General features: G+C 37.2%; 25 protein-coding genes. 6 read left to right on the forward strand and 19 right to left on the reverse strand.

Translation table 11 applies throughout. The features are described 5' to 3' along the window. Positions 1-336: 336 nt before the first annotated feature. The 9 genes from KI338_RS09640 to KI338_RS09680 form a co-directional block, all read right to left on the reverse strand. The gene (locus KI338_RS09640) at positions 337-1215 is read right to left on the reverse strand and encodes a metal ABC transporter permease (protein WP_212920795.1); all 879 of its coding nucleotides are present in this window, start codon (positions 1213-1215) and stop codon (positions 337-339) included. A 1-nt stretch (position 1216) separates the two neighbouring features. After that, entirely contained in the window at positions 1217-2140 is a 924-nt protein-coding gene (locus KI338_RS09645; RefSeq protein ID WP_212920796.1) for a metal ABC transporter permease, read from the reverse strand. Then, positions 2121-2879, reverse strand: coding sequence for a metal ABC transporter ATP-binding protein (locus KI338_RS09650; RefSeq protein WP_212920797.1), 759 nt, complete (start codon positions 2877-2879; stop codon positions 2121-2123). The genes KI338_RS09645 and KI338_RS09650 overlap by 20 nt, the downstream gene beginning before the upstream one ends. A gap of 1 nt (position 2880) precedes the next feature. Next, on the reverse strand, positions 2881-3822 hold the full coding sequence (locus KI338_RS09655; protein ID WP_212920798.1) for a metal ABC transporter solute-binding protein, Zn/Mn family: 942 nt from the start codon (positions 3820-3822) through the stop codon (positions 2881-2883). 233 nt (positions 3823-4055) lie between these two features. After that, complete coding sequence (locus KI338_RS09660; protein ID WP_212920799.1) at positions 4056-4865, reverse strand: DUF4097 family beta strand repeat-containing protein; 810 nt, start codon at positions 4863-4865, stop codon at positions 4056-4058. Continuing rightward, on the reverse strand, positions 4858-5418 hold the full coding sequence (locus tag KI338_RS09665; RefSeq protein ID WP_212920800.1) for an HAAS signaling domain-containing protein: 561 nt from the start codon (positions 5416-5418) through the stop codon (positions 4858-4860). The genes KI338_RS09660 and KI338_RS09665 overlap by 8 nt, the downstream gene beginning before the upstream one ends. Further along, positions 5411-5734 carry a PadR family transcriptional regulator gene (locus KI338_RS09670; RefSeq protein ID WP_212920969.1) on the reverse strand — a complete coding sequence of 108 codons (324 nt, stop codon included), beginning with the start codon at positions 5732-5734 and terminating at the stop codon, positions 5411-5413. The genes KI338_RS09665 and KI338_RS09670 overlap by 8 nt, the downstream gene beginning before the upstream one ends. Positions 5735-5919: 185 nt before the next feature. Beyond that, positions 5920-6444 (reverse strand): DUF2812 domain-containing protein, encoded by a 525-nt coding sequence (locus KI338_RS09675; protein WP_212920801.1) that lies wholly within the window; start codon positions 6442-6444, stop codon positions 5920-5922. A 1-nt stretch (position 6445) separates the two neighbouring features. After that, entirely contained in the window at positions 6446-6781 is a 336-nt protein-coding gene (locus KI338_RS09680) for a PadR family transcriptional regulator (RefSeq protein ID WP_212920802.1), read from the reverse strand. Between the two features lie 216 nt (positions 6782-6997). Here KI338_RS09680 and KI338_RS09685 point away from each other — a divergent pair, with 216 nt between their 5' ends. The 3 genes from KI338_RS09685 to KI338_RS09695 are packed head-to-tail and all read left to right on the forward strand — an operon-like array spanning position 6998 to position 9412. Further along, complete coding sequence (locus KI338_RS09685) at positions 6998-7753, forward strand: GTP cyclohydrolase II (RefSeq protein ID WP_212920803.1); 756 nt, start codon at positions 6998-7000, stop codon at positions 7751-7753. Continuing rightward, positions 7746-8840: a bifunctional diaminohydroxyphosphoribosylaminopyrimidine deaminase/5-amino-6-(5-phosphoribosylamino)uracil reductase RibD gene (gene ribD / locus KI338_RS09690; RefSeq protein ID WP_212920804.1), complete on the forward strand. Its 1095-nt coding sequence runs from the start codon at positions 7746-7748 to the stop codon at positions 8838-8840. The genes KI338_RS09685 and ribD overlap by 8 nt, the downstream gene beginning before the upstream one ends. Before the next feature lie 8 nt (positions 8841-8848). Beyond that, positions 8849-9412 carry a 5' nucleotidase, NT5C type gene (locus KI338_RS09695; protein WP_212920805.1) on the forward strand — a complete coding sequence of 188 codons (564 nt, stop codon included), beginning with the start codon at positions 8849-8851 and terminating at the stop codon, positions 9410-9412. 43 nt (positions 9413-9455) lie between these two features. Here KI338_RS09695 and KI338_RS09700 read toward each other — a convergent pair whose 3' ends face one another. The 5 genes from KI338_RS09700 to KI338_RS09720 all read right to left on the reverse strand — a co-directional run bounded on the left by KI338_RS09700 (position 9456) and on the right by KI338_RS09720 (position 14295). Continuing rightward, complete coding sequence (locus KI338_RS09700) at positions 9456-9911, reverse strand: MarR family winged helix-turn-helix transcriptional regulator (RefSeq protein WP_212920806.1); 456 nt, start codon at positions 9909-9911, stop codon at positions 9456-9458. Between the two features lie 154 nt (positions 9912-10065). Beyond that, positions 10066-12195, reverse strand: a complete 2130-nt coding sequence (locus KI338_RS09705) for a heavy metal translocating P-type ATPase (RefSeq protein WP_212920807.1) — start codon at positions 12193-12195, stop codon at positions 10066-10068. After that, a complete protein-coding gene (locus tag KI338_RS09710; RefSeq protein WP_212920808.1) occupies positions 12176-12550 on the reverse strand; it encodes an ArsR/SmtB family transcription factor in 375 nt (124 codons plus the stop codon). Before KI338_RS09710 ends, KI338_RS09705 begins: the two co-directional genes overlap by 20 nt. Before the next feature lie 151 nt (positions 12551-12701). Further along, complete coding sequence (locus KI338_RS09715) at positions 12702-13457, reverse strand: GNAT family N-acetyltransferase (protein ID WP_212920809.1); 756 nt, start codon at positions 13455-13457, stop codon at positions 12702-12704. A gap of 232 nt (positions 13458-13689) precedes the next feature. After that, positions 13690-14295, reverse strand: a complete 606-nt coding sequence (locus KI338_RS09720; RefSeq protein WP_212920810.1) for a class I SAM-dependent methyltransferase — start codon at positions 14293-14295, stop codon at positions 13690-13692. Positions 14296-14580: 285 nt separating this feature from the next. Here KI338_RS09720 and KI338_RS09725 point away from each other — a divergent pair, with 285 nt between their 5' ends. Continuing rightward, positions 14581-15747 carry an MFS transporter gene (locus tag KI338_RS09725; protein WP_212920811.1) on the forward strand — a complete coding sequence of 389 codons (1167 nt, stop codon included), beginning with the start codon at positions 14581-14583 and terminating at the stop codon, positions 15745-15747. A gap of 310 nt (positions 15748-16057) precedes the next feature. On the opposite strand, the gene KI338_RS09730 is transcribed toward KI338_RS09725, so the two are convergent. Continuing rightward, positions 16058-16678 (reverse strand): class I SAM-dependent methyltransferase, encoded by a 621-nt coding sequence (locus tag KI338_RS09730; RefSeq protein WP_212920812.1) that lies wholly within the window; start codon positions 16676-16678, stop codon positions 16058-16060. A 138-nt stretch (positions 16679-16816) separates the two neighbouring features. Here KI338_RS09730 and KI338_RS09735 point away from each other — a divergent pair, with 138 nt between their 5' ends. Then, the gene (locus KI338_RS09735; RefSeq protein ID WP_212920813.1) at positions 16817-17251 is read left to right on the forward strand and encodes a YugN family protein; all 435 of its coding nucleotides are present in this window, start codon (positions 16817-16819) and stop codon (positions 17249-17251) included. A gap of 36 nt (positions 17252-17287) precedes the next feature. Here KI338_RS09735 and KI338_RS09740 read toward each other — a convergent pair whose 3' ends face one another. Then, a complete protein-coding gene (locus tag KI338_RS09740) occupies positions 17288-18358 on the reverse strand; it encodes a C45 family autoproteolytic acyltransferase/hydrolase (protein WP_212920814.1) in 1071 nt (356 codons plus the stop codon). Between the two features lie 117 nt (positions 18359-18475). On the opposite strand from KI338_RS09740, the gene KI338_RS09745 reads away from it, so the two are divergent. Continuing rightward, positions 18476-18685 (forward strand): hypothetical protein, encoded by a 210-nt coding sequence (locus KI338_RS09745; RefSeq protein WP_212920815.1) that lies wholly within the window; start codon positions 18476-18478, stop codon positions 18683-18685. A 47-nt stretch (positions 18686-18732) separates the two neighbouring features. Here KI338_RS09745 and KI338_RS09750 read toward each other — a convergent pair whose 3' ends face one another. Genes KI338_RS09750 through KI338_RS09760 form a run of 3 tightly spaced genes read right to left on the reverse strand, consistent with a single transcriptional unit; the run spans position 18733 to position 21222 of the window. Next, a complete protein-coding gene (locus KI338_RS09750) occupies positions 18733-19518 on the reverse strand; it encodes an ABC transporter permease (RefSeq protein WP_212920816.1) in 786 nt (261 codons plus the stop codon). Beyond that, positions 19518-20276 (reverse strand): ABC transporter permease, encoded by a 759-nt coding sequence (locus KI338_RS09755; protein WP_212920817.1) that lies wholly within the window; start codon positions 20274-20276, stop codon positions 19518-19520. The genes KI338_RS09750 and KI338_RS09755 overlap by 1 nt, the downstream gene beginning before the upstream one ends. Position 20277: 1 nt before the next feature. Then, positions 20278-21222, reverse strand: a complete 945-nt coding sequence (locus KI338_RS09760; RefSeq protein WP_212920818.1) for an ABC transporter ATP-binding protein — start codon at positions 21220-21222, stop codon at positions 20278-20280. Between the last annotated feature and the right edge of the window lie 352 nt (positions 21223-21574).

The raw sequence follows: 21574 nt of genomic DNA on the forward strand, positions 1-21574 counted from the left end.
GTTTTTCTGAATTATCAGATTAATAGACGAGCAATAAATCAGATATAGACGAAATTTATCTTACTACTTTCTTTAGTAAAATGCAATATATTACGGCTAAATTTTTCGACTTTTTGGCCTTTTGTACTATTTTAGCTATGTGGCTAGTATCGTAATGCAATCTAAAAGTAAATTATCTAACTTCATTAAACAGATTCCTGATGATTAGAAAGTAACCTCCTTCACCATAGATAGCACTTATAGTAATTAAAATTATTTCTATCAAAAAGCTAACCCCAGGGCCCTATTCCCTAAGATTAGCTTAAAGTTAAAGCTTCGTTAAGTTATAAGATTTCATTAGGCTGCTACAATTTCCCCCGGCCGACGATATTTCGCAATTAGACCGTGCTTAGGCGAACCAATAAAACTGATTAAAAAAACGATTCCCGTTGCAAATGCCATCGAAGCAGAGATGGACGTATCTATCCATGCTGCAATATAATATCCCGCTACTGCAGAAACGACTCCAAACAATGCACTTAATAGTAACATTACAGACAATTTATCTGTCCAAAGATAAGCAGCGGCGGCTGGTGTAATCAGCATGGCAACAACCATAATAGCGCCTACCGCATCAAAAGACGCCACTGTCGTAATGGATACGAGGCTCATGAATAGATAATGCATAAAAACAACTGGGATTCCTAGGCTAGCAGCAAGAGCCGGATCAAATGATGTAATTTTCCATTCTTTGTAAAATGCTATAATACAGACCAACACGATCATCAGCACTAGTGCTAGAAGGGCAGTCGCTTCAGGTACTTTTCCTACTATTGGAAGCGTAATAGTCTCCCAAGGAATAAATGTAATCTCTCCCATTAATGCATGCTGAACATCAAGGTGAGCATTTCCGATAGAGGTTGTAATTAATATAACTCCAACTGCAAAGAGTGTAGTAAAGACAATTCCAATCGAGGCATGCTGTTCGATTTCAAATTGATGAAGACCTTGAACGAAAAGGGCAGTTAGAAGTCCAGCTAGTATAGCACCCACCAACATATGTGGCCCACTTAATTCCTTGGTGATAAGAAAAGCAGTGACAATTCCTAATAAGACTGTATGACTAATAGCATCCGCCATCATAGCCATTTTTCTTAAAATAAGAAATGTCCCTACAAGTCCACAAGAGAGTCCAACTAATGATGCAGTCAAGATTATCCATGCTGTATAAGACATTTTAATTCACTCCTTTTGTTCCGATTGTCGAGGTCTGTTTTGTAGTACCAATTCGCTTACGTTCCAAATATTGCTCAAACCAGGTGATAAGTAACCCCTTCTCTTTCCCAAAAAGCAAAGAAAAGATAAAGAGAATAGCAGCAACTACTACAATAAACGGGCCAGTAGGCCACCCTTTTCCTACTGCACTTAAATAAGTCCCAAAGGCCCCAGATAGTCCTCCAAACAATGCAGATAGAATAAGCATATAGTGAAAGGAGTTGGTCCAATATCGAGCACTAACGGAAGGAATAATTAGCAATGCGGCAATTAAGATAACCCCAACAGCCTGAATTCCAATTACAATCGTTGTCACCAATATTAGGGTGTAAATAACATTCATCATGCTCAAGGAAAGGCCAAGTCCCTTCGCATGCTGTGGATCAAATAAAAATAATTTCCACTCCTTGAACCCAATAAAGATAATCGTAATGACTACTAATGCTAAAATGAGCATTGTGAAAACGTCCAGTTTTACCATTGACGCAGCTTGCCCGAAAATAAAACTATCTAGACCGCTTTGATTCCCACCAGCAGAACGATTGACAATCGTTAATAACATAATCCCAAGACCAAAGAAAATCGAAAGGACCATTCCCATTGCCGTATCTTCTGTAATCCTAGTGGATGACTGGATCCATTGAATAAAGAAAGCCCCAACTAATGCACTAACTGCAGCACCGGTAATGAGAAATATGATATTTTTCTCCCCGATGACTAAAAAGCCAATAATGACACCAGGTAGTGCGGAATGAGCTAATGCATCACTCATGAGACTTTGCTTCTTCCAATAGGCTAAGCAACCAACCATACCAGAGGCAATGCCTAAAGTCATCGTACTAGCTAATACCCACTGAAAGTTACTACTAGTTAGAATGGACCACATGGGAACCCCCCTCAACTATTCGTTGCATTTTTCCGCCATAGGTTTTCATGATATTTTCCTTTGTAAATACTGAGTCCGTCAAACCATGCTCTTTAACCGTTCGATTTAAAAATAAAACATGGTCAAAATAATCCGTGACAGTCTGCAAATCATGATGAACAACCATCACCGTTTTCCCCTCATCTTTTAGCTCCTTAAGTATTGCCATAATTGCTTTTTCCGTTGTCGCATCGACACCTGCAAGTGGTTCATCCATGAAATAAAACTCTGCATCCTGAACGAGTGCACGTGCGAGAAAAACACGTTGCTGCTGTCCACCTGAGAGCTGACTAATTTGCCGATCTGCATATGGTGCCATATCCATTTTTTCTAGTGCCTCATATGCTAATTTCCTATGGGCTCGGGATGGTCGCTTTAGCCACCCGATTTGCCCATATAAGCCCATAACAACTACATCCAACGCGTTTGTTGGAAAATCCCAATCAACAGATCCCCGCTGTGGAACGTAGCCAATAACTCGTTTTGCCTTTTTAAAAGGCAATCCATAAAAATCTATTTTCCCTGTGAGAGAGGGATGTAAGTGTAAAAGCGTCTTAATCAATGTAGACTTACCCGCACCATTAGGCCCAACTATTCCTGTTAAGGACCCTTCCTCGATTTGAAAATTTACGTTATCAAGCACCGTATTTTTCCGATAGGATGCAGATAGATTAGTAACCTTTAATACTGTTTTTGCCATGTTAATTTACCCCTCCCATTAATGCCTCATAAATCGTCTTTACATTATGCCGATACATACCTAGGTACGTACCCTCTTCGGTTCCAGCCTTCCCCATTGCATCTGAATAAAGCTGTCCACCCAGTTCCACATCAACTCCCTCTTCTCTTGCCCCTTCTATAACAGCCTTAATGGAGCTCTCATTAATACTACTTTCCACAAAAACGGCAGGAACATTATATTGTTTAATAATCTCAATGGTACTTCTAATATTTGAAACGCCAATTTCACTATCTGTACTTAATCCCTGAAGTCCAATAACCTCTAAATCATGCATTCTACCAAAATAACCAAAGGCATCATGTGCCGTAACTAAGTATCGATGTTCAACAGGAATCTCTGAAAGCTTTTTGGATTCTTCGCTTAAATCATCCACTTTTGCAAAATATGCTTCCTTGTTTTTCGCTAATACATCGGACCTCTCTGGTGCATATTTCTGTAATTCCTTAACAGCCTCATCCAGTGCTAGCTTCCATAGCTCTAAATCAAACCAAATATGCGGATCAATCGAACCCTTTTCATCCTTCAAAAGTAGTTCTTCCGGTACTGCCTCTCCTACCGCTACAACAGGCTTTGCAGCTTTCATTTCTTCAAATATACCGACCATATTTGCTTCAAGATTTAAGCCGTTATAAAAAACAAGCTCAGCATCGGCAATTTTTGTAATATCTCCGTGTGTAGCATTATAAAGATGCGGATCTACCGAAGGACCCATTAAGCTGTTCACCTCGACAAGATCTCCACCAATTACTTGTAAAGGTTCGGCAATTTGGGCAATGGTTGTAACAATCTTTATTTTCCCATCACTAGCATGATTAGCAGATTCCCCAGATGAACAAGCCGTCAAAAACAAACCCAAGCTAAGTATAAGAATTAATATCCAGCCTTTACTAAAACACTCCACTTTTGCACTCTCCCTTTTGTTTTTCCCTTAGGAAAAATTATTAGTTAATTACAATATTAAATAGTACAGTTTGTATTAGTCAAGTTATTTTTGCTAAAACTTTAACTTTTGCCCTAGGGAAACACTGGACGTTTCTAGTAATATGCAGGGATAAGCTGAAACGTGCAATCTATTGAAAATAAAAAAGCTGCTCAAGGTACATTACCTTAAACAGCTTTTTACCAATCCATATACTATTTCGAAACCGTAATACTACCATTAACCGTCGTTAACTTAATTCTATTCTCTCCATTACCGGTTACACTGCTTCTTGTATTACTACCAAAGATATCAACTTTTCCATTTACTACACTAGCATCAATGGTTGCATTTGTTGGCTCATTTTGTGTTTGAACCTTAATTCTTCCATTCACAGATTCTAGATCAATTGAGCGATCTAGATCGTCCGTTATAAATGTGATGGTTCCATTGGTAACATCGCTAGACACCTGACCATCTACATAATTAAATCTAATACTCCCATTTTCAGAGGTAACATGAGTCCGATTAGTGATAACTTCAGTAAGCTCTACTCTTCCATTTTCTGTTTCAATTGCTACATCTTCAGCGGATACATTTTCCGCTTCGATCTTTCCATTTTCCGCTTCTATTTTTAATTTGTGATACATTTTTTCAGGTAAATATACTGTTAATTTAGGACTTTTAAAATCAAAATCCCAACCGAAATGTAGAAACTGGATAACCTTTTCTTCTAATTCAATGGCAAGGGATTGACCTTGTTCTTCCAATTCTAGATTATATTTTTTTTGTTTGGATTCTGTTGCATAAAATTCTACCGTAATAGTTTCTTCTTTCGTAGGCAACACTTCAATTCCCGCATTATCCGCTTCGATTGAGATATCCGTTATATTTGTATTTTCAATAACTTCTTTTTTACTTATCTCTTCTGCGGAACCAGATAGTCTAAATGTAGCTAAAACACCTACTAACCCTACAGCAAGAAGACAAGAAGCAATGACGATCAATAGCTTTTGTTTAGGCATCTTTCATTCCTCCTTTAACCATTCTGACATTGAAATTCAGATAACGAATAAAGCCTTTAAATAACCAGCGTGTAACATAATACATCCCAATGATCACGAATATACCGAGTCCACACAATGCGATAGTAAAAAATAGCCCATATAGTTCAAAAACTTCTGGATAGATGACCACATTCAGCAAATACAGTACTGGATTGAGTAAAAATGTTACACCAATGACCCATCCAGAAAAAAGAATTCCTAATAATGCAATAAAAGGTCCTAACACAATTACTAGATTGAAAAAACCCAGTCCGATAACTGCCCAAACAGCACGGAAAATATTACCGGTAGAGGCAGTCTCCTCTACCTGTTCTAAGCGATACGTGACAATCATTTCCTTAGCAATTTGCTGTGGTGATCCCAAGGAAGCTGCAATCTCCTGCTCTGTCTTCCCTTCACTCAATCCAATCTCGAAATGCTCCTCGAAATCATTTATGATATCCTCTCTCTCTGAAGACGGAAGTCGTTTCAAGGCATCATTTAGCTTTTCTATAAACTGCCCTTTATTCATCGCTAACACCTTCCTTTATTAACTCATTTACCCCATTGGTAAACTCATCCCACTCTCGTAATAGCTCATGAAGATACTGACGCCCCTCATCTGTTAATGCATAATATTTTCGAGATGGCCCCTCCGATGATTCCTTTAAATACGTTGTAAAATAACCTTCCTTTGTTAATCTTCTTAATAATGGATATACCGTTCCTTCCGATATAGCAATCTGATCTGATATCTTTTGTACAAGTTCATAGCCATAACGGTCCTGCCTATCTAGTAGGACAAGTACACATAGCTCTAGCACGCCTTTTTTAAATTGTACATTCAACATTTTCACCTCTTCGTTTTCTCATCACTATTATATAATGTATAGTACCGGTTTATACACACTACTTTGCTCAGCTATAATATAACACACACTACTGTTCAATGCAAGGTACTAAATGAAAAAAAGTAAAAACGATTAATACCCTCTTGAAAACAGGTACTAACAGTTTTTACCTTTTTACCTTTTTACTTTCTTTCGATGGATTGAACCCTTTTTCTCAACGATAAAAGGACATAAACATAGAGTACTATGACTACAGCATCTACGCCCACTATCGTATAGTAAAAAGGATAACTCTTCCATGAATTAAAGAGACCAGTGAAGATGCCAAGTTGTGACACAAGGAAGCATAAGAAAATCGTTACATAGAAACGAATCATCCGATTAAAGGAATCTCTTATGGATTCTTTATCAGAATATAACTTTCTAACTTCTTTATTGGATGTTTCGGTTCTAAAGTAGTGGAATGCATTTATCGCATTTGTTACATACTCCCATCCAGCATCCTTATATAGCTGTAAATAATCATCCTTCACATTCTGCTGAAAATCAATCTGATACACATAGGACTTTTCCGGATCTTCTTCAAAGGTATAACTAAACAACTGATACTTTTGAAGATGCAGTCCATTCCTCGACATCTCTGTTAACCATTCTTCTTCCTTCCCTACATCAGAACCTAAAAATAATCGAAACTTTCTTTTTGCCATTTTAATTCCCCTCCATCTGTTGAATAATTTCACTAGAATTTTCCACTAATGATTTCAAACGTTTATATTCGAGCTGTAAAACCTCTCTACCTAATTCCGTTAGCTGATAATACTTACGCCGATCATCATCCTGTACTTGGGCCTTCTCTACCACTTTTTGTTTTTCTAATTTACTTAAAGCACCATATAAGGTACCTGGTCCCATTGTCACTTCACCTTTACTAACCTCCTCTACATCCTGCATGATTGCATAGCCATGTCGTACTTCCCGTAAGGATAATAGAATATAGTAGGTTGCTTGTGAAAGAGGCAGAAATGCTTCTGGTTCTTTTCTCATTTTTTTCACCACCATTATATCTAGTGTCGATATATCGTATGTCGATATATTAACATGTAAAAAAATATAATGCAATAGCTTTTTTAAAAAAATACAAACCGAAGCGAATCAAAGACCATATTTTAAACAAAAGATTAATTTCCTGTATTCCGAGAAAGATAAATTGAAGCTATATTGGTTTTTCTTTATACTAAGGGCAATGAAAGGGGTAATAATATGGGACAAATAAATCTAGAAGCAAAAGTACTAGCCATCTTAAAAGATAAAATACAATCCATTAAGACACCGGAAGGAGCAATCTATTTAGTCGGCCCAATTCAGCTTCCTGTTAATTTATATGGTGAAACAGTTGAGTTCAAATGGTATTGTTGGTTACATTCCGATGAGTTTACCGATGACTATCAAACCATTATTGATAACTTATCCTCACAAAATCTAGCCGAATTTCAACAATCGAGTGTATTAGTATACGGTGATTTTGAAAACGATGATGATGCACTAATCCGTATGCATTCTATTTGCCACACTGGCGATATTTTTGGTAGTAAACGCTGTGACTGTGGCTTCCAATTAAGAGAATCCATGCATAAAATAGTTGAGCATGGGACTGGAGCCATTTTCTATTTGGCGAACCACGAAGGTCGCGGCATTGGACTATTTTCCAAAGCAATGGCTTATATTTTACAGGAGAATGGCCTCGACACTGTTGAAGCAAATGAAGCACTTGGCTTTGTCAATGACTCCAGGAATTATGATGATGCCATTCGTGTACTTAAACAGCTTCGCTCAAAACCAGTAACATTAATTACAAATAATCCATTAAAGCTCGAAGCGATGAAAGAGGCGGGCTTAACCTTAGTTGGTCGTGTTCCACTTTGGGGAGATGTCTCCGAGTATAATGAGCGTTATTTAAAAACAAAGGTTGAAAAATCAGGGCATCTTCGTGAAGAGAGGAACTGCTCTAATGACTAACCATGAATTTTATATGGACTTAGCCTTACAAAATGCAATTGCCATGAAGGGGCAAACAGACCCCAATCCATTAGTCGGTGCGGTTATTATTAATGATAATCGTATTGTTGGGGTAGGTAGCCACTTAAAGGCCGGTGAGCCACATGCGGAGATTCATGCGCTAAGAATGGCGGGAGACAAAGCAAAAGGTGGAACAATCTATGTTACGCTAGAGCCATGTTCCCATCATGGGAGAACTGGCCCCTGTGCCGAGGCAATTGTGGAAGCAGGAATTAAAAAAGTAATCATTGCAACACTAGACCCAAATCCAATTGTCGCTGGAAATGGTGTCAGAATTTTAGAGGATGCTGGTATTGAGGTAATTACTGGAATACGTGAAAAAGAATCCATTAAAATGAATGAAGTTTTTAATAAATTCATTATGACCAAAAAACCGTTTGTGACCCTCAAGGCTGGGGTGACGCTTGATGGAAAAGTGGCTACACATACCTTCAGCAGTAAGTGGATTACTTCAGATGAGTCAAGGCAGGATGTACACCAGCTCCGAAGTGAAAACATGGCTATCCTCGTTGGAATTAACACTGTATTAAAGGATAATCCATCACTCACTTCACGAATTCCAAATGGCAGAAATCCAATTCGTGTTATCATGGATTCTACGTTGAAAATCCCACTAGATGCAAATGTAGTAACAGATAATCAAGCTGAAACGTGGATCTTTACTAGCCAGCATTATGACAGTGTAAAAAAACAGCAGCTGGAGGAGCTTGGAATTCATATTTTTGTAACGACTAGTGAAAATTCCGTTAATCCAAATGAAGTAGTAAAGATATTAGGGGAAAAGCTTGTTTCCTCTTTATTTATCGAAGGTGGCGGCAATATTCACGCATCCTTCTTGGAAAATAGACTAGTAGATAAGGTCGTCCTCTATTTTGCACCAAAGCTAATTGGTGGAAAGGATGCTCCTACTTTCTTAGAAGGAACAGGAATTGCCGACATGGCAGATGCTGTAGAACTAATGGATACAATGATAGAAAAAGTAGGCAGTGATTTTAAGTTTACTGGCTATCCAACCTATGGAAATTGAGGGATTGTATGCGGTTCGGATTTGATATTGATGATACATTAATTAATCTAAGAGAACATGCCTTTCAGCTTTATAAAACAAAACTAAATAAGGAAGTACCAATAGAAGAATTTCATAAGCTTCAACGGGTAGAAATTCACGAACCATTTGGATTAAGTGAAGAAGAAGGCAATAAGATGTGGAAAAGCTCCCTAGAGGAAATTTATTTTACAGATTGTCCTGTGTTTCCGGGTGCAGTGGAAACTGTAAATAGGTTGGTGGAGCTAGGCCATGAGGTATTTTATATTACTGCCCGACCAAAAAAACATGGTGAGCGAACCAAACAGTGGATGATAGAGCAAGGATTTCCTATCCACACTGGCCATTTCTTCTATGGAATGGAGGACCATGAAAAAATTCATATTATAAAAGACTTATATCTTGATTATTATGTGGATGACAAGCCAACAATCTTGGAAACCTTGTCCGAGGAGCCGATTAAAGTTTATCTGAAGGATCAGTCCTATAATCGAGATAGTAGGTTTAATCGAATAGTGGATTGGGTGGAATTTTTACCAATCATTAATGAATAAAGGTATTGCTGTATTGGCAATACCTTTATTCATTAATATCTAATTATAACTCCTGTGCGTACAAGCCTAGCCTTTTTATTTGCTCAATCACCGTCTTTTTCTCTTCCGTATCCAATCCCCCCATAATCTCACTAATTGCTTGGGCATGCTGGGGAAAGATTTCGTCCATGAGCTTTTGTCCGGATTCCGTTATCACTGCATATGTTACCCGTCGATCTGTTGGACAAGCTTTTCTAGCTAAGTATTTCTTTTCCTCTAGCTTATCCACTACATATGTAATACTACTACTGGCAAGTAGAACCTTTTGACCAATCCGCTGAATAGGCTGTTCCCCCTTATGATACAGTAATTCAAGTACACCAAATTCAGTCAAATTAAGGCCGTAGCTTTTTATATTTAGAACAACCTGTTTTTCAATGGCTTGAATTGCTCTTGTCAATACTACAAATAGTTTAAGTGAAAGCTCCTGGTCTTCATTAAAATGATCCGAAGCAACCATGATTATCATTCCTTTTTATTTTTGGTAAATAAGTTTTATTTAGTATACCGTATATTACTAGGATTTTCTATTATGATACAGAAGAAAGCGGAAGCAGTATCCATAATAAAAAGCACCTCCAATTGTGTATGACAATTGGAGGTGCAGATCCACACTAAAGAGACTTTTTCATTAATCGCATTGCATTCAATACGACGATAAGTGTTGCTCCCATATCTGCAAATATAGCAATCCATAGTGTCAGCCAGCCTGGTATTACTAGTAGCAGTGCAACTAGCTTAAGAGCAAGTGCAAATATAATGTTTTGTTTGATAATGGATAGGGTTTTACGACTTAACGATATGGTATATGGTAATTTTTCTAGATCATCTGCCATTAGTGCAATGTCTGCTGTCTCCAATGCAGCATCTGTACCAGCACCTCCCATAGCAATCCCAACATTAGCTGTGGCTAGTGCAGGTGCATCATTAATACCATCTCCTACCATCGCAACATTACCATATTTCGCTTTTAATTCTTTGATAGCAGTCAATTTGTCGTCAGGTAAAAGCTCTGCCCTTGTTTCCGTTAAACCAAGGCTTGAACTAATGGCCACCCCAGTTAATTGATTATCCCCAGTTAACATTATCGTTTGTCTAATTCCAAGGTTATGAAGCTTTTGGATGATGGATTTACTCGTAACCCGTGCTTGGTCTGCTACGGCAATAAGAGCAATAATTTCACTTTTCGTTCCAAGAAGCATTACCGTTTTACCTTCTGATTGCAGTTGGTTAATTCTTTCTTTTTCTTCTCTAGAAACTGTACTATATTCTTCTAATAATGCTAGGTTTCCAATAAGATATTCCTCATCCAGAATTTTTGCCTTTGCCCCTTTTCCAGTTATAGATACAAAGTTCTTTGCATGGTATTTATCTATATTTGACTTGGTAGCTTTTCTAATAATTGCTGATGCAAGTGGATGCTGTGAGTATTCTTCAATCGCACTTGCAATACGTAAAATTTCTTGTTCGTTCTGATTGGCTAGGGACACTATATCGGTAACTTCAGGTTTTCCTCTCGTAAGTGTTCCAGTTTTGTCAAAGGCTATTGCTTTCAGATGTCCAGTTTCTTCTAAATGAATACCACCTTTAATCAAAACGCCATTTCTAGCGGCATTTCCTATTGCAGTTACGATAGCGACTGGTGTCGAGACGACTAGAGCACATGGGCATCCAACAACTAATACCGCTAAACCACTATACACCCACTCTGACCAGTCCCCACTAAAGAATAACGGAGGAATAACTGCTACAAGTAAAGCAATGGCCATTATTGCTGGGGTGTAATATTTAGCAAATTTGTCGACAAATTGCTGTGAAGGAGCACGTTCTGCTTGTGCTTCTTCTACAAGATGAATTATTTTCGCAATGGTCGTATCCTCTACCCGCTTCGTAACACGAACCTCTAAGGAGCCCTCTTCATTGATGGTTCCTGCAAATACCTCATCTCCAGTTGTCTTGTGTACCGGAATGGATTCACCAGTAATTGCTGCCTGATTAACGGAGGACTCGCCGTTAACTACCTCACCGTCCATGGCAATTTTTTGTCCGGGTTTAATTAATAAAATATCGTTAATTTGAACATCCTCTACAGCAATTTCGATTGTCTCATTACTTTTGCGAATGGTAGCCTTTTTTGGGGCAATATCCATTAAGGATGTAATGGATCGTCTCGCCTTATCGATGGAATAGCTCTCAAGTGCCTCACTCAGCGCAAATAGAAATACAACGACTGCACCTTCTGCCCATTCGCCTATAATGGCTGCGCCAATTATGGCGATTGTCATTAAGGTCTTCATATCAAATTGGAGCTTGGATAAATTCTTTAAACCTATGATAAAGAGACTATACCCACCAATTAGGATAGCCGCCAGAAATGCCCCTATCGTAAGAGGGTGAGATTCATTTATCATAAAATAGAATATATATCCTAGCATTGTAAAGAAAAGTGAAATCATCGTTTTCACATTCTCTTTCTTTTTCCAAAAGGATTGTTTAAACTCAGAAAGCTTACTCTGCTCAGGGATAACCTTAATCCCATCAAATGCCCCTGCTTCTTCTAATTCGTCAACCGTAGCGGCCCCCTGAATGGTCAACTTTGCAGCACCAAAGTTCAATTGTGCATCTTCAACAGAGGAAATATTTCGGACATTCTTTTCAAATTTTGCTGCACAATTAGCACAAGACAAGCCTTGTAGTCGATAGACATGTTGATTTTCCGCCAATTTATTCACCTTCTTTCGCATGCTCTAGTGCGATGGAAACTAATTGGTAGACATGTTGATCCTTTAGCGAATAAAATACTAGCTTTCCTTCCTTACGATACTTAGCAAGTCCCATATTGCGCAGTAATCGCAAATGATGGGAGGCAGTAGCCGTTGTTGAACCGATAATATTAGCAACATCACATACACAGAGCTCTTCCTCTATTGTTAACGCATAGGTAATTTTTAGACGGGTAGCATCTGATAATGCCTTAAAAATCATTTCTACCCCAGCCACCTCTTCTACCCTTGGTTTAACGCGGTTAACCTTCTCCTCATCAAACGAAAACGTTTCACATGTATCCTTCTCTAACTTATCATTCACTGATTCTACCATTTCATACCCCTCATTCAAATATTCATTTGATTATAAGAATAGTATATGTGAGAAATGAAAATATTGCCAACAAAATATTCAAATAGGTATTTGAATATTTTGTTCTTCTTGTTAAACACAAAAAGACCCGTCTCCAAAATGAAGTCAGGTCTCACTTATGATATACTTTCAGGGCTTCACACTGGAATCCCATCAATTGGTAATTTTGCTTCTGATACATTTCTCTTGGCGTATCCTTCCCATCAGCAATTAAAATAACCGTACGATCCTGATATAAATCCATAACATTTCGTTGGAGCTGACTCCCTATCCCTTTGCGTTGCATAGAATCTATTACAAAAAGGTTATCAATCTCGGCAATCCCTTCACTAAGGATGACGTCAACCGCACCTACTGGCTTATCTTGATAGAATACGATGAATTGAACTACGTCATTGCTATGAAATCTAAGTTGATGCAGCTTTACCTTCTCCTTAGCAAAATTCTCTCCAAACTGGATTTCCTGATCATACTGTAGCTTTAAATATTCTTCATAATTCTTTGCATTTACTTTTTCCACTTGTATATTAGGATTCTCAGGAACCATTGGAAAGTTTGCAGGGTTTATCGCGTATAGTTCATTTATCCCTGAAGTGTATCCTTCCATATTAAAATATTCTACTAGTTCAACACTTACGTTCTGATTTGGTGGGAAAAGAAATTTCACATGATTTTGCCCATTGTTTACGTGAAAATCCCTTAAAAACATCTCCGCCTCTTTAAATTCATGCATAGCGGGCATCCGTTTAAACGCTATAAAATTACTATCATATCGAGTTAGCATTTCCGGATAATGATAGTGCTTATATAAGTCATTTTCTTTTATTACATGACCTTTAGTTTCTATATTTTCAAATGTTATATTCATACTTTACTTTTCACCTTTTTCTCCATTAATCTGTACATATCACTTGAACAGCTCATACGCTTGTCCAAGCAGCCTGCAATACCATTTAACAGATTCCATCAAATCATTTACATGGATAATAATTGTATGTACTCTATTTTGAATTGGACTTATCATTTACGTTCTTCTCTGTAATAAGGTATCTTCTTTACTAATAATTCGCCAAAACTTTCGATTTTCCTTCTAACATGCATTAATAATCTAATCGATAAACTAAAAAGCGTTCATTATTGTTTTTTTCATATAGACCTGGAACCACAACCTCCTGAGCTTGTTTAAATGCTGTACGATTTTCTAAGTAAAATACATAATCCTCGGAAGGGTAGTAAAGAATAATGTCCACTTCTCTTGGGGCCTTCTCCACCGAAAGCATAATTTGATTCACTATGTATTGAAAGATATGAACGGAAAATGGGTTAAAGAAATAAAATCGATTATCTATTTCACTAATTTCATACTGCTCAGCTAAACAGTGCTTAAACTGGAGTGTCTCTACAGAATTATTTGTTTTCTTTGTGTAAAGTTTTCGGTTATGAAGAGCCTTGCGATAGGCGATTTCATTCATTTCAATTCCGGTCACTGCTGCTTGATAAAAATAATGAATAAAGAAGTTTAGCCTACCAAGGCCACAGCCAAAATCCACGAAATGATCACTACTTTTCACTTCATATTGTTCAACTAAAATCTCTAAAGCCTCGTATGGAGTTGGCTCATACGGATAATAATGAGTTATTTGGTTTAATACACCTTTACCTATTGTTTGTATGTTAAATAGCTTATCATAATAATATTCCTTCATATCTGTGCCTCATTATCTGTTTTTATCGTAATATTACGCTTGTTTTACTCATTAGACAAGGTGGTGTCTCCCTATTTTATCGTTGGCTGACATAATCTTTTTCTTTGTTGATACTAGTTTCGGTAACTATCCTAATCTATAATTCTTCTCAGGATAATCATGGCATTTACGATTTTTCCTCTTGGTCACGTTAAAAATTTCTGCCAATTTTAATCACTATTAACGCTTGTCAGCAAACTCTAACAAGTTTACTATTAGATAGGGAACTTAGAAAGGACAGAGTGAATGGATAAACGTGTTTATTTCTTAATGATCGTTTCATTTATTATTGGAATGGTCGAATTAATCATAAGTGGTTTACTGGATCTAATTGCCGGTGATTTACATGTATCGATTGGAGCTGCAGGGTTTTTAGTAACCATCTTTTCTCTTATTTTTGCTATTGCATCTCCGATTTTATTGCTAATGACAGCAAAAATTGAACGAAAGAAGCTTACCTTAATCTTTTTGTTTTTCTTTCTAATCGGTAATGTCGTATCGATTATTAGCCCGAATTATAGTATTCTGTTGCTGGGTAGGATTATTACTGCATTAAGTGGAGCGCTCTTAATCATTCTTTGCCTTGTCATGGCTCCTACAATCGTAGAACCTAAATACCGTGGAAGGGCGATTGGAATTGTATCGATGGGTGTTAGTGGTTCATTAGTGCTTGGTGTTCCAGTAGGATTAATGCTAGGAGAAATGTTTAGCTGGCGGGCACCTTTTATTTTTATAGCAATATTGACTGCCTTGTCCCTCATTGGTGTCTTTTTCTTCATGGATCGTGTGGAACCAAAGCCTTCTGTTCCGCTTCGATTGCAGCTAGCAACCTTGAAATCAAGGAAAATATTGTTTGCGCATTTTTCAACCTTCCTTTATATGTCTGGACATTCCGTGCTTTATACGTATTTAAAGCCTTTTGTTCAGGAAACGATGGATTTAAGTGCTACCTGGATTAGTATTCTCTTTTTAATTTTTGGGATAGCAGCTGTGAGTGGTGGAGGTCTTGGTGGTACATTCGCTGATACGTTAGGTACAAAAAGGACGATTATTTCCTCCATCCTAATATTCAGTACGGTGATTCTTGTAATTCCATATACTACTTTCTTCATGCCTATATTCTTGATTGCACTCGTACTATGGGGAATTATGAGCTGGGCTATATCACCAGCGATGCAAAGCTATTTAATTGACTCTTCACCAGAAACATCTGATATTCAACAGAGCTTAAGTAACTCATCCCTGCACTTTGGCATCGCATTTGGTTCGTTCGTTGGGGGAATGATTATTGGAAAATTACCAATTGAAGCAAACGCAATTATCGGCGGATTATTCATCTTAGCTTCTCTTGGAACCATGCTCATCTCCTTAAAAAGTAGTCTAGTATCAAACAAAGCTTCTTCAACCATGTAAAATAGGATGACCTTTTAAAATTCATTTAAAAAGGTCATCCTTTTCATTAAGCAACCTTATTGCTCCGCTCTCATATCCTCTTACAACTTATGCCAATATAGCTTTTACTCATCATCAAGCACAGCCACTTGCCAGAAGCAAGATGGAACTTCTATATTCAAACCCGTTCTATGGCTTCCACTACACATTCAGCTAACGTTTTTCTATGCTCGCAGGTTGTACCCCTACATCTAGTTTAGTTAGTTGTATATTATAGTTTTCGTCTATAAAATAGCAAGATATTTTTTAAAACAAACATATCCTGTCCGCATTATTTCTTACAAATGGCTATACCAAGTGGAAAATTTTTCTCTATTACCGCTGGATGTTCAGGTTGGATTAATGCACCTTTTTGATAAAAAAAGTTTTTGTCTGGATAATCTGCAAATAATTCCTTAAATTCCTGTACAGTCAGTTGGTGAACATGAAATTCCTGCCCACTTGGCTTTCCTCTCCCTTCCCCAAATGGCGTGGATAAAATTAATGTTCCACCTGGCTTGAGCATTTCATAAATATTTTTCATAAATTTGGCTTCTTCTTTTACATGCTCAATTGTTTCAAAGCTGATGATACAATCGAACTGGCCAAGCTTATCCGGTAATGTTTGATCAGTAACATCCCCTACTAAAAAGGTTGAGCATGGATGATAATAGGTAGCCTTTGCATACTTCACTGCATCTGGATCAATATCAATACCGATAACCGCTTCTACATGATTTACACGCGACTTCGCAATAATATGACTCCCATACCCTGAACCACTGGCAAAATCCAGTACTCTTCCGTAAGCATATTCCTTTGCAAAATGATATCTAGCAATATGTTCGATTAACAACCCATTCAATATTTTCATGTTCTCTGGGATAATTCGTTCTCCTGTATCCTTTAGCATGTCCATCCCCACGTTCCATTTTTTTCATATTTTTTAGTCTACCATGCAGATACTCATCTGGGAAATATTTAATAGCAAGGGTATGTTATTCCATATATTGCTAATACTAATTGAAAAGCACTACTAGGAGGTTGGAAAGTGATTGAATTACAAACAGAGTTGGAAGGAAAGCGGGCCTACTTTGGCGTTGCCCGACAGTTAGCGAAGCAATTTGGACTTAGTATGTGTGGTAGCTGGGAGTATGACGGTGCATTCTTTGATGCAACACTACACCGTGAAAATGGGGAAACCATTTATCTTCGTATGCCATTTCACGTACTTGAAGGAATGTTAGATAGAAGTGATGCTTTCATTGAATTTAGAACACCATTTGTGATTAAGCATATCGTACATATTGGTTTAGACAAGGATGAGAACTCCTTACTTGCAGCAACAGGTTTTAATCAATTTCAGGAACCACTGGATAAAGATGGACAAATAAGAAATAAAACAAAGTGGGAAGAAATCGGTGAAGATGTGTCAAATGAATATGCCCGAGCAATCGCTGCTATAGAGACCAAACATATATCTTAACCGTAAAGACAACCAATTATAATAGATTGGTTGTCTTTACATTAGTATACTCGGGTTTGAAAGTATTTCCATATTTACAAATGATGAATTAGAATCAAGTGTTCCTTTGATTTGTTTGATGCGCAGCTTCTCTCCGTCCAACCATTTTTGAAAGTCTAACATTACAGGCTTTTGGTCACCACCTAAAGAAAACCATGCCTTCATTTCTCTTGGAAAATATGCTGAGGTATGGAGTGTACCTGCCCAAGCACCATATTTAGAAGAAAACACACCATTATTCGTATTATTCATCATCTGAAAAGCCTGATAAGTATCCAAGCTATTCTTTCCTTGAAGCATCATAGACGCTTGCCTATTCATGGATTCATCTGTTCGGTAACGGTTTTCCTCCGTTATTTTTTCAAAGTGATTTGTACATGCATTACTGTGATGGACCTCTACTCTTCGTGGGGAGGCTTCAACGACATAGCTCTTACCCTGTTTATCAAGAAGGACATAATTAAAAGAGTGTCTATGTGGGATCTCTTTTAACAGATCAACTGCCTCTGCAACAGATGCGCAAGACTCGAGAATAAGTCTCCCAATCATATTACAAATAAAACCACTATCAGAACGGACACGATTAACAAAGTTATATCCCATTGCTAACCCTTTTTCATTTATCCCATCAATACGCCCGGTGATTTGCATCGAAGGTCCAGCTATTGCATACCCACCATCCGTAGGCTGATAAAGCACATATCGTCCTTCATAGGATGCAGGATGGTTATCGTAATTCCGTACCATATAATCCTCACCGGTAAAAATAGAGCACCCACTTTTACCATATTCTAAATAGTATCCGCCAAATTCTCGAATCGCATCGTGCATATGCCATTGCAGTGCATCACATAGTCCCTCTATTTCCTCCCATACGCCAGGAGCAAATTGCAAAATAGCAGACTTAACCTCCTGCTCGTCAATCGAAAAATGATATTTTCTCTTTGGTCCCCATTGTTTTTCACGATTGGCAAGAATTGGTGATTCTCTAAGTGCCTCACCCTGCATAAATCCGAAATCATAGTGACCTCCGCGAAATTGAATTATGTCACTGTATACTGGTTTCATCGTTATCTCCTCATTCCAAATGTATCCTAAGTTTAGTTTATTTTTCATAGGAAAGAAAAAATTATGCCTGCGAATAAAAGGAGTACCGTAAGCCATTCTACTATCTGAGGTGATTAAATGAAAAAAGAGGAAAATAAAAAATTTGCGATGCCTGTTGAAGCAAACATAGACGGAGAAATTGGCGCGCAGAATGGACTACGAGCAAACTATCCATTTGACTATTTAAATAAAATGGTTGGGGACTCTGTTAAGGAGCATAAGGAATTAGAAGCAGCAAATGAAATAATTGCAGAAAAGGAAATCGGGCAGTCATTCCATAATTCTTGAATGAAATACAATATGGCAGTGGGAATAGCCTATCCCACCGCCATATTCTAAACACTCTTTAATAATGCACCATTTTTCCTAGCAACCTTTTCCATCATTGTCGCAAACACTAACGAAACCAATAAATAACAGATACCGATAATTAGCTCTTTTCCTAATAAAGGGTATACCGAATACGACTCGATTCCATAAATGGAACGTAGTGCCTCAATGCTATGGGTTAATGGTAGCATTCTTGCGATAAATTCCAGGCTGTTTGGAAGCAGTGTAACCGAGAAGTTTACCCCACAGAATACTTGAAAGACTGCCAATGCTAGGTTTAAAAACAGGTTAACATTAGCAAATAATAGACTAAGGCAAGCGAATAATAATGAAAAAGCTAACACCGAAAACAGGGTGACAATAAATAACACCAGAATATTTCCAATTTGGTCTAAAGGTAATGGAATATCAAATATGAGCCAGCCGATTAGTAAACCGACGGTAAAAACAAACATTCCATCGAACAATGGTACAATCGCTTTTCGAATAATAATCCACAGTGTCGGTGAAGGAGAAGCGATATTTAACTCTAGCGTCCCATACCTTCTCTCAAATCGGAACATTGTCATAAAGTTTATCATAATTGTATGACATGTATAGCTAGCAATATTTCCAATGACTACAAAGCTTAAATAGTCCGACCCAATCATGGCACTGACTAATGTTGCATAAAACAAATAGTTCATAAAAGGATCAACAATGCGAAACAAAATAAACAGCTTTAATGATTGAAAGGAATATAGTGCTTTATAGGATAGGTTAGTAAATCCGTATTTATGTATCCAAAACATCACATTGCACCTAACTTTCCATGTCTACGTAAGACCATTTCCATTTTTCGAATAACAAATGCAGCTAATAATAAATAGATGAAACTTATACCTAGTGAAATTATCATGGTCGTATACATCATTTCATTTACCTCAATTGCTTCATAGACAGCTTTTATTCCCCAGGTCATCGGTATACCATATGAAACAAATTGGATAACATTAGGCAATTGCTCAACTGGAATAAATACCCCACACATTAAAATAATTGGTGTCAGAATTAAATTTTGAAAATCAAACACATTTTGAAATACCGCAAAAACTATTGCTAAAATGATTCCCACTACACATAAAGAAATAATAAGCACAATGACAGAAGAAAAAAACCAGAAATAATTTGAAATAGTAATGGAAAAACCAAAAATAAATCTGGCATATACGAAGCTTAACACCATCGTAATTAGTGCAATCATGGAATTACTAAATGCCTTTGAGATAATGACTTGAAACAGTGAGGTTGGTGCCGCAATAACAAGCTTTAATGTGTCACTCCATCGTAAAGAGACTAATGCAGAACCCGAGGAATATAATACATAGCTCCACATACTAATTAATGCCGAAGCTACTACAAAGCGGTCTGTATTTACATCTCCCCTAATCTGCTGTAGAAAATATACAATCGTTAGAAATACTAAAGGCTGGAAGAAAAGTAGAAATTGGTACATTTTGTTATGAAAATTTGTAAAGTATTTTATCTCTTGGACGAATAAATTTAGCATCTTAACCTACATCCTCCATTAGATAAATATAGGCATCCTCTAACGATATCTCTCTCTTACTAAGTTTAAGCACCTGACCAAATTGTTCCAAATAACTAGTTGCCTCATCCTCACTAGAAATTTTCATTTCGAATTTAATATGAACAAAGGATCCCTTTAAAACTTCTTCCTCTACATTCTTAAAGGTTTGATCCGCTTTCAGCTTCTCTAAATGTTCCGTGCTCAATATCGCCTCATACAGGTTCAAATGATTACAGCTCTCCTTAATATGACTTGGTTCACCAATGATGCTGATTTTCCCATCGCGAATAAAAGCTATGCGGTCACATAAATCATCTGCTTCTTGCATGTAATGGGTTGTTAAAATTACTGTTATCCCTTGTTCAGAAAGTTCTCTGACTAAGTCTCGTAATAATCTTGCTCCAACCGGATCAAGACCGATAGTAGGCTCATCCAAAAACAGGATTTTCGGCTCATTAATTAAGCATCTAGCAATATGTAATCGTTGAATCATTCCTTTGGAAAAGGTATGGATTTTCTGGTTTTCTGCTTCCTTTAAGGAGACTAAATCTAGTAGTTTATCAATTAATGCGGGTTGTTCCTTCCTCTTTACCTTATAAAGCGTACAAAAATAATATAAATATTCCTTTCCCGTTAGCCGACCATAAACGCCTCGCTCTCCACCATATACAAAATTAATTTGGTTTCTAATTTTTTGACTTTCACTGACGACATCGTAACCTAATACCTTTACATCGCCTTCTGTTGGAAGTAATAATGTCGTAAGTATTTTAATCGTCGTAGTCTTACCTGCACCGTTCGGACCTAAGAGACCAAATACCTCTCCTCGTTTCACATCAAAGGAAATATGATCAAGTGCAAGCTTATTCCCCTCTTTTAGCTTATATACACGTGTAAGATCCTTCACTTCAATAACGTTTTCCAACCTAATTCCCCTTTTATTATTGATATGTTTTGAATTTTATCATACTTGGGAAATAATTCCTATATTGAAAAATATTCAGGGAATATAGCTGTTATAATCACTTGAAATAGGTAATATAATTGGATAGAGCTAAATGAAAGGTCACGAAAATTGGCAATTACTACAGAATAACGATGCCAAAGAGGATGTTGAATGAAGTAAGGGATTAGTTACGGAATGATGTCATAGATAAAAAAATGACTTTGAAGAAATGATAAATATAATTCAAAAAGATAGGAAGAAAGTGTTATAAGGCACATCCTTATTATTAGAATGTGCCTTCCAAGGCTATTTTTTTATTCTATTTGCAAAT

The organism is Ornithinibacillus bavariensis (assembly GCF_018333235.1).
In the GTDB taxonomy this organism is placed as follows: Bacteria; Bacillota; Bacilli; order Bacillales; family Amphibacillaceae; genus Ornithinibacillus; species Ornithinibacillus bavariensis.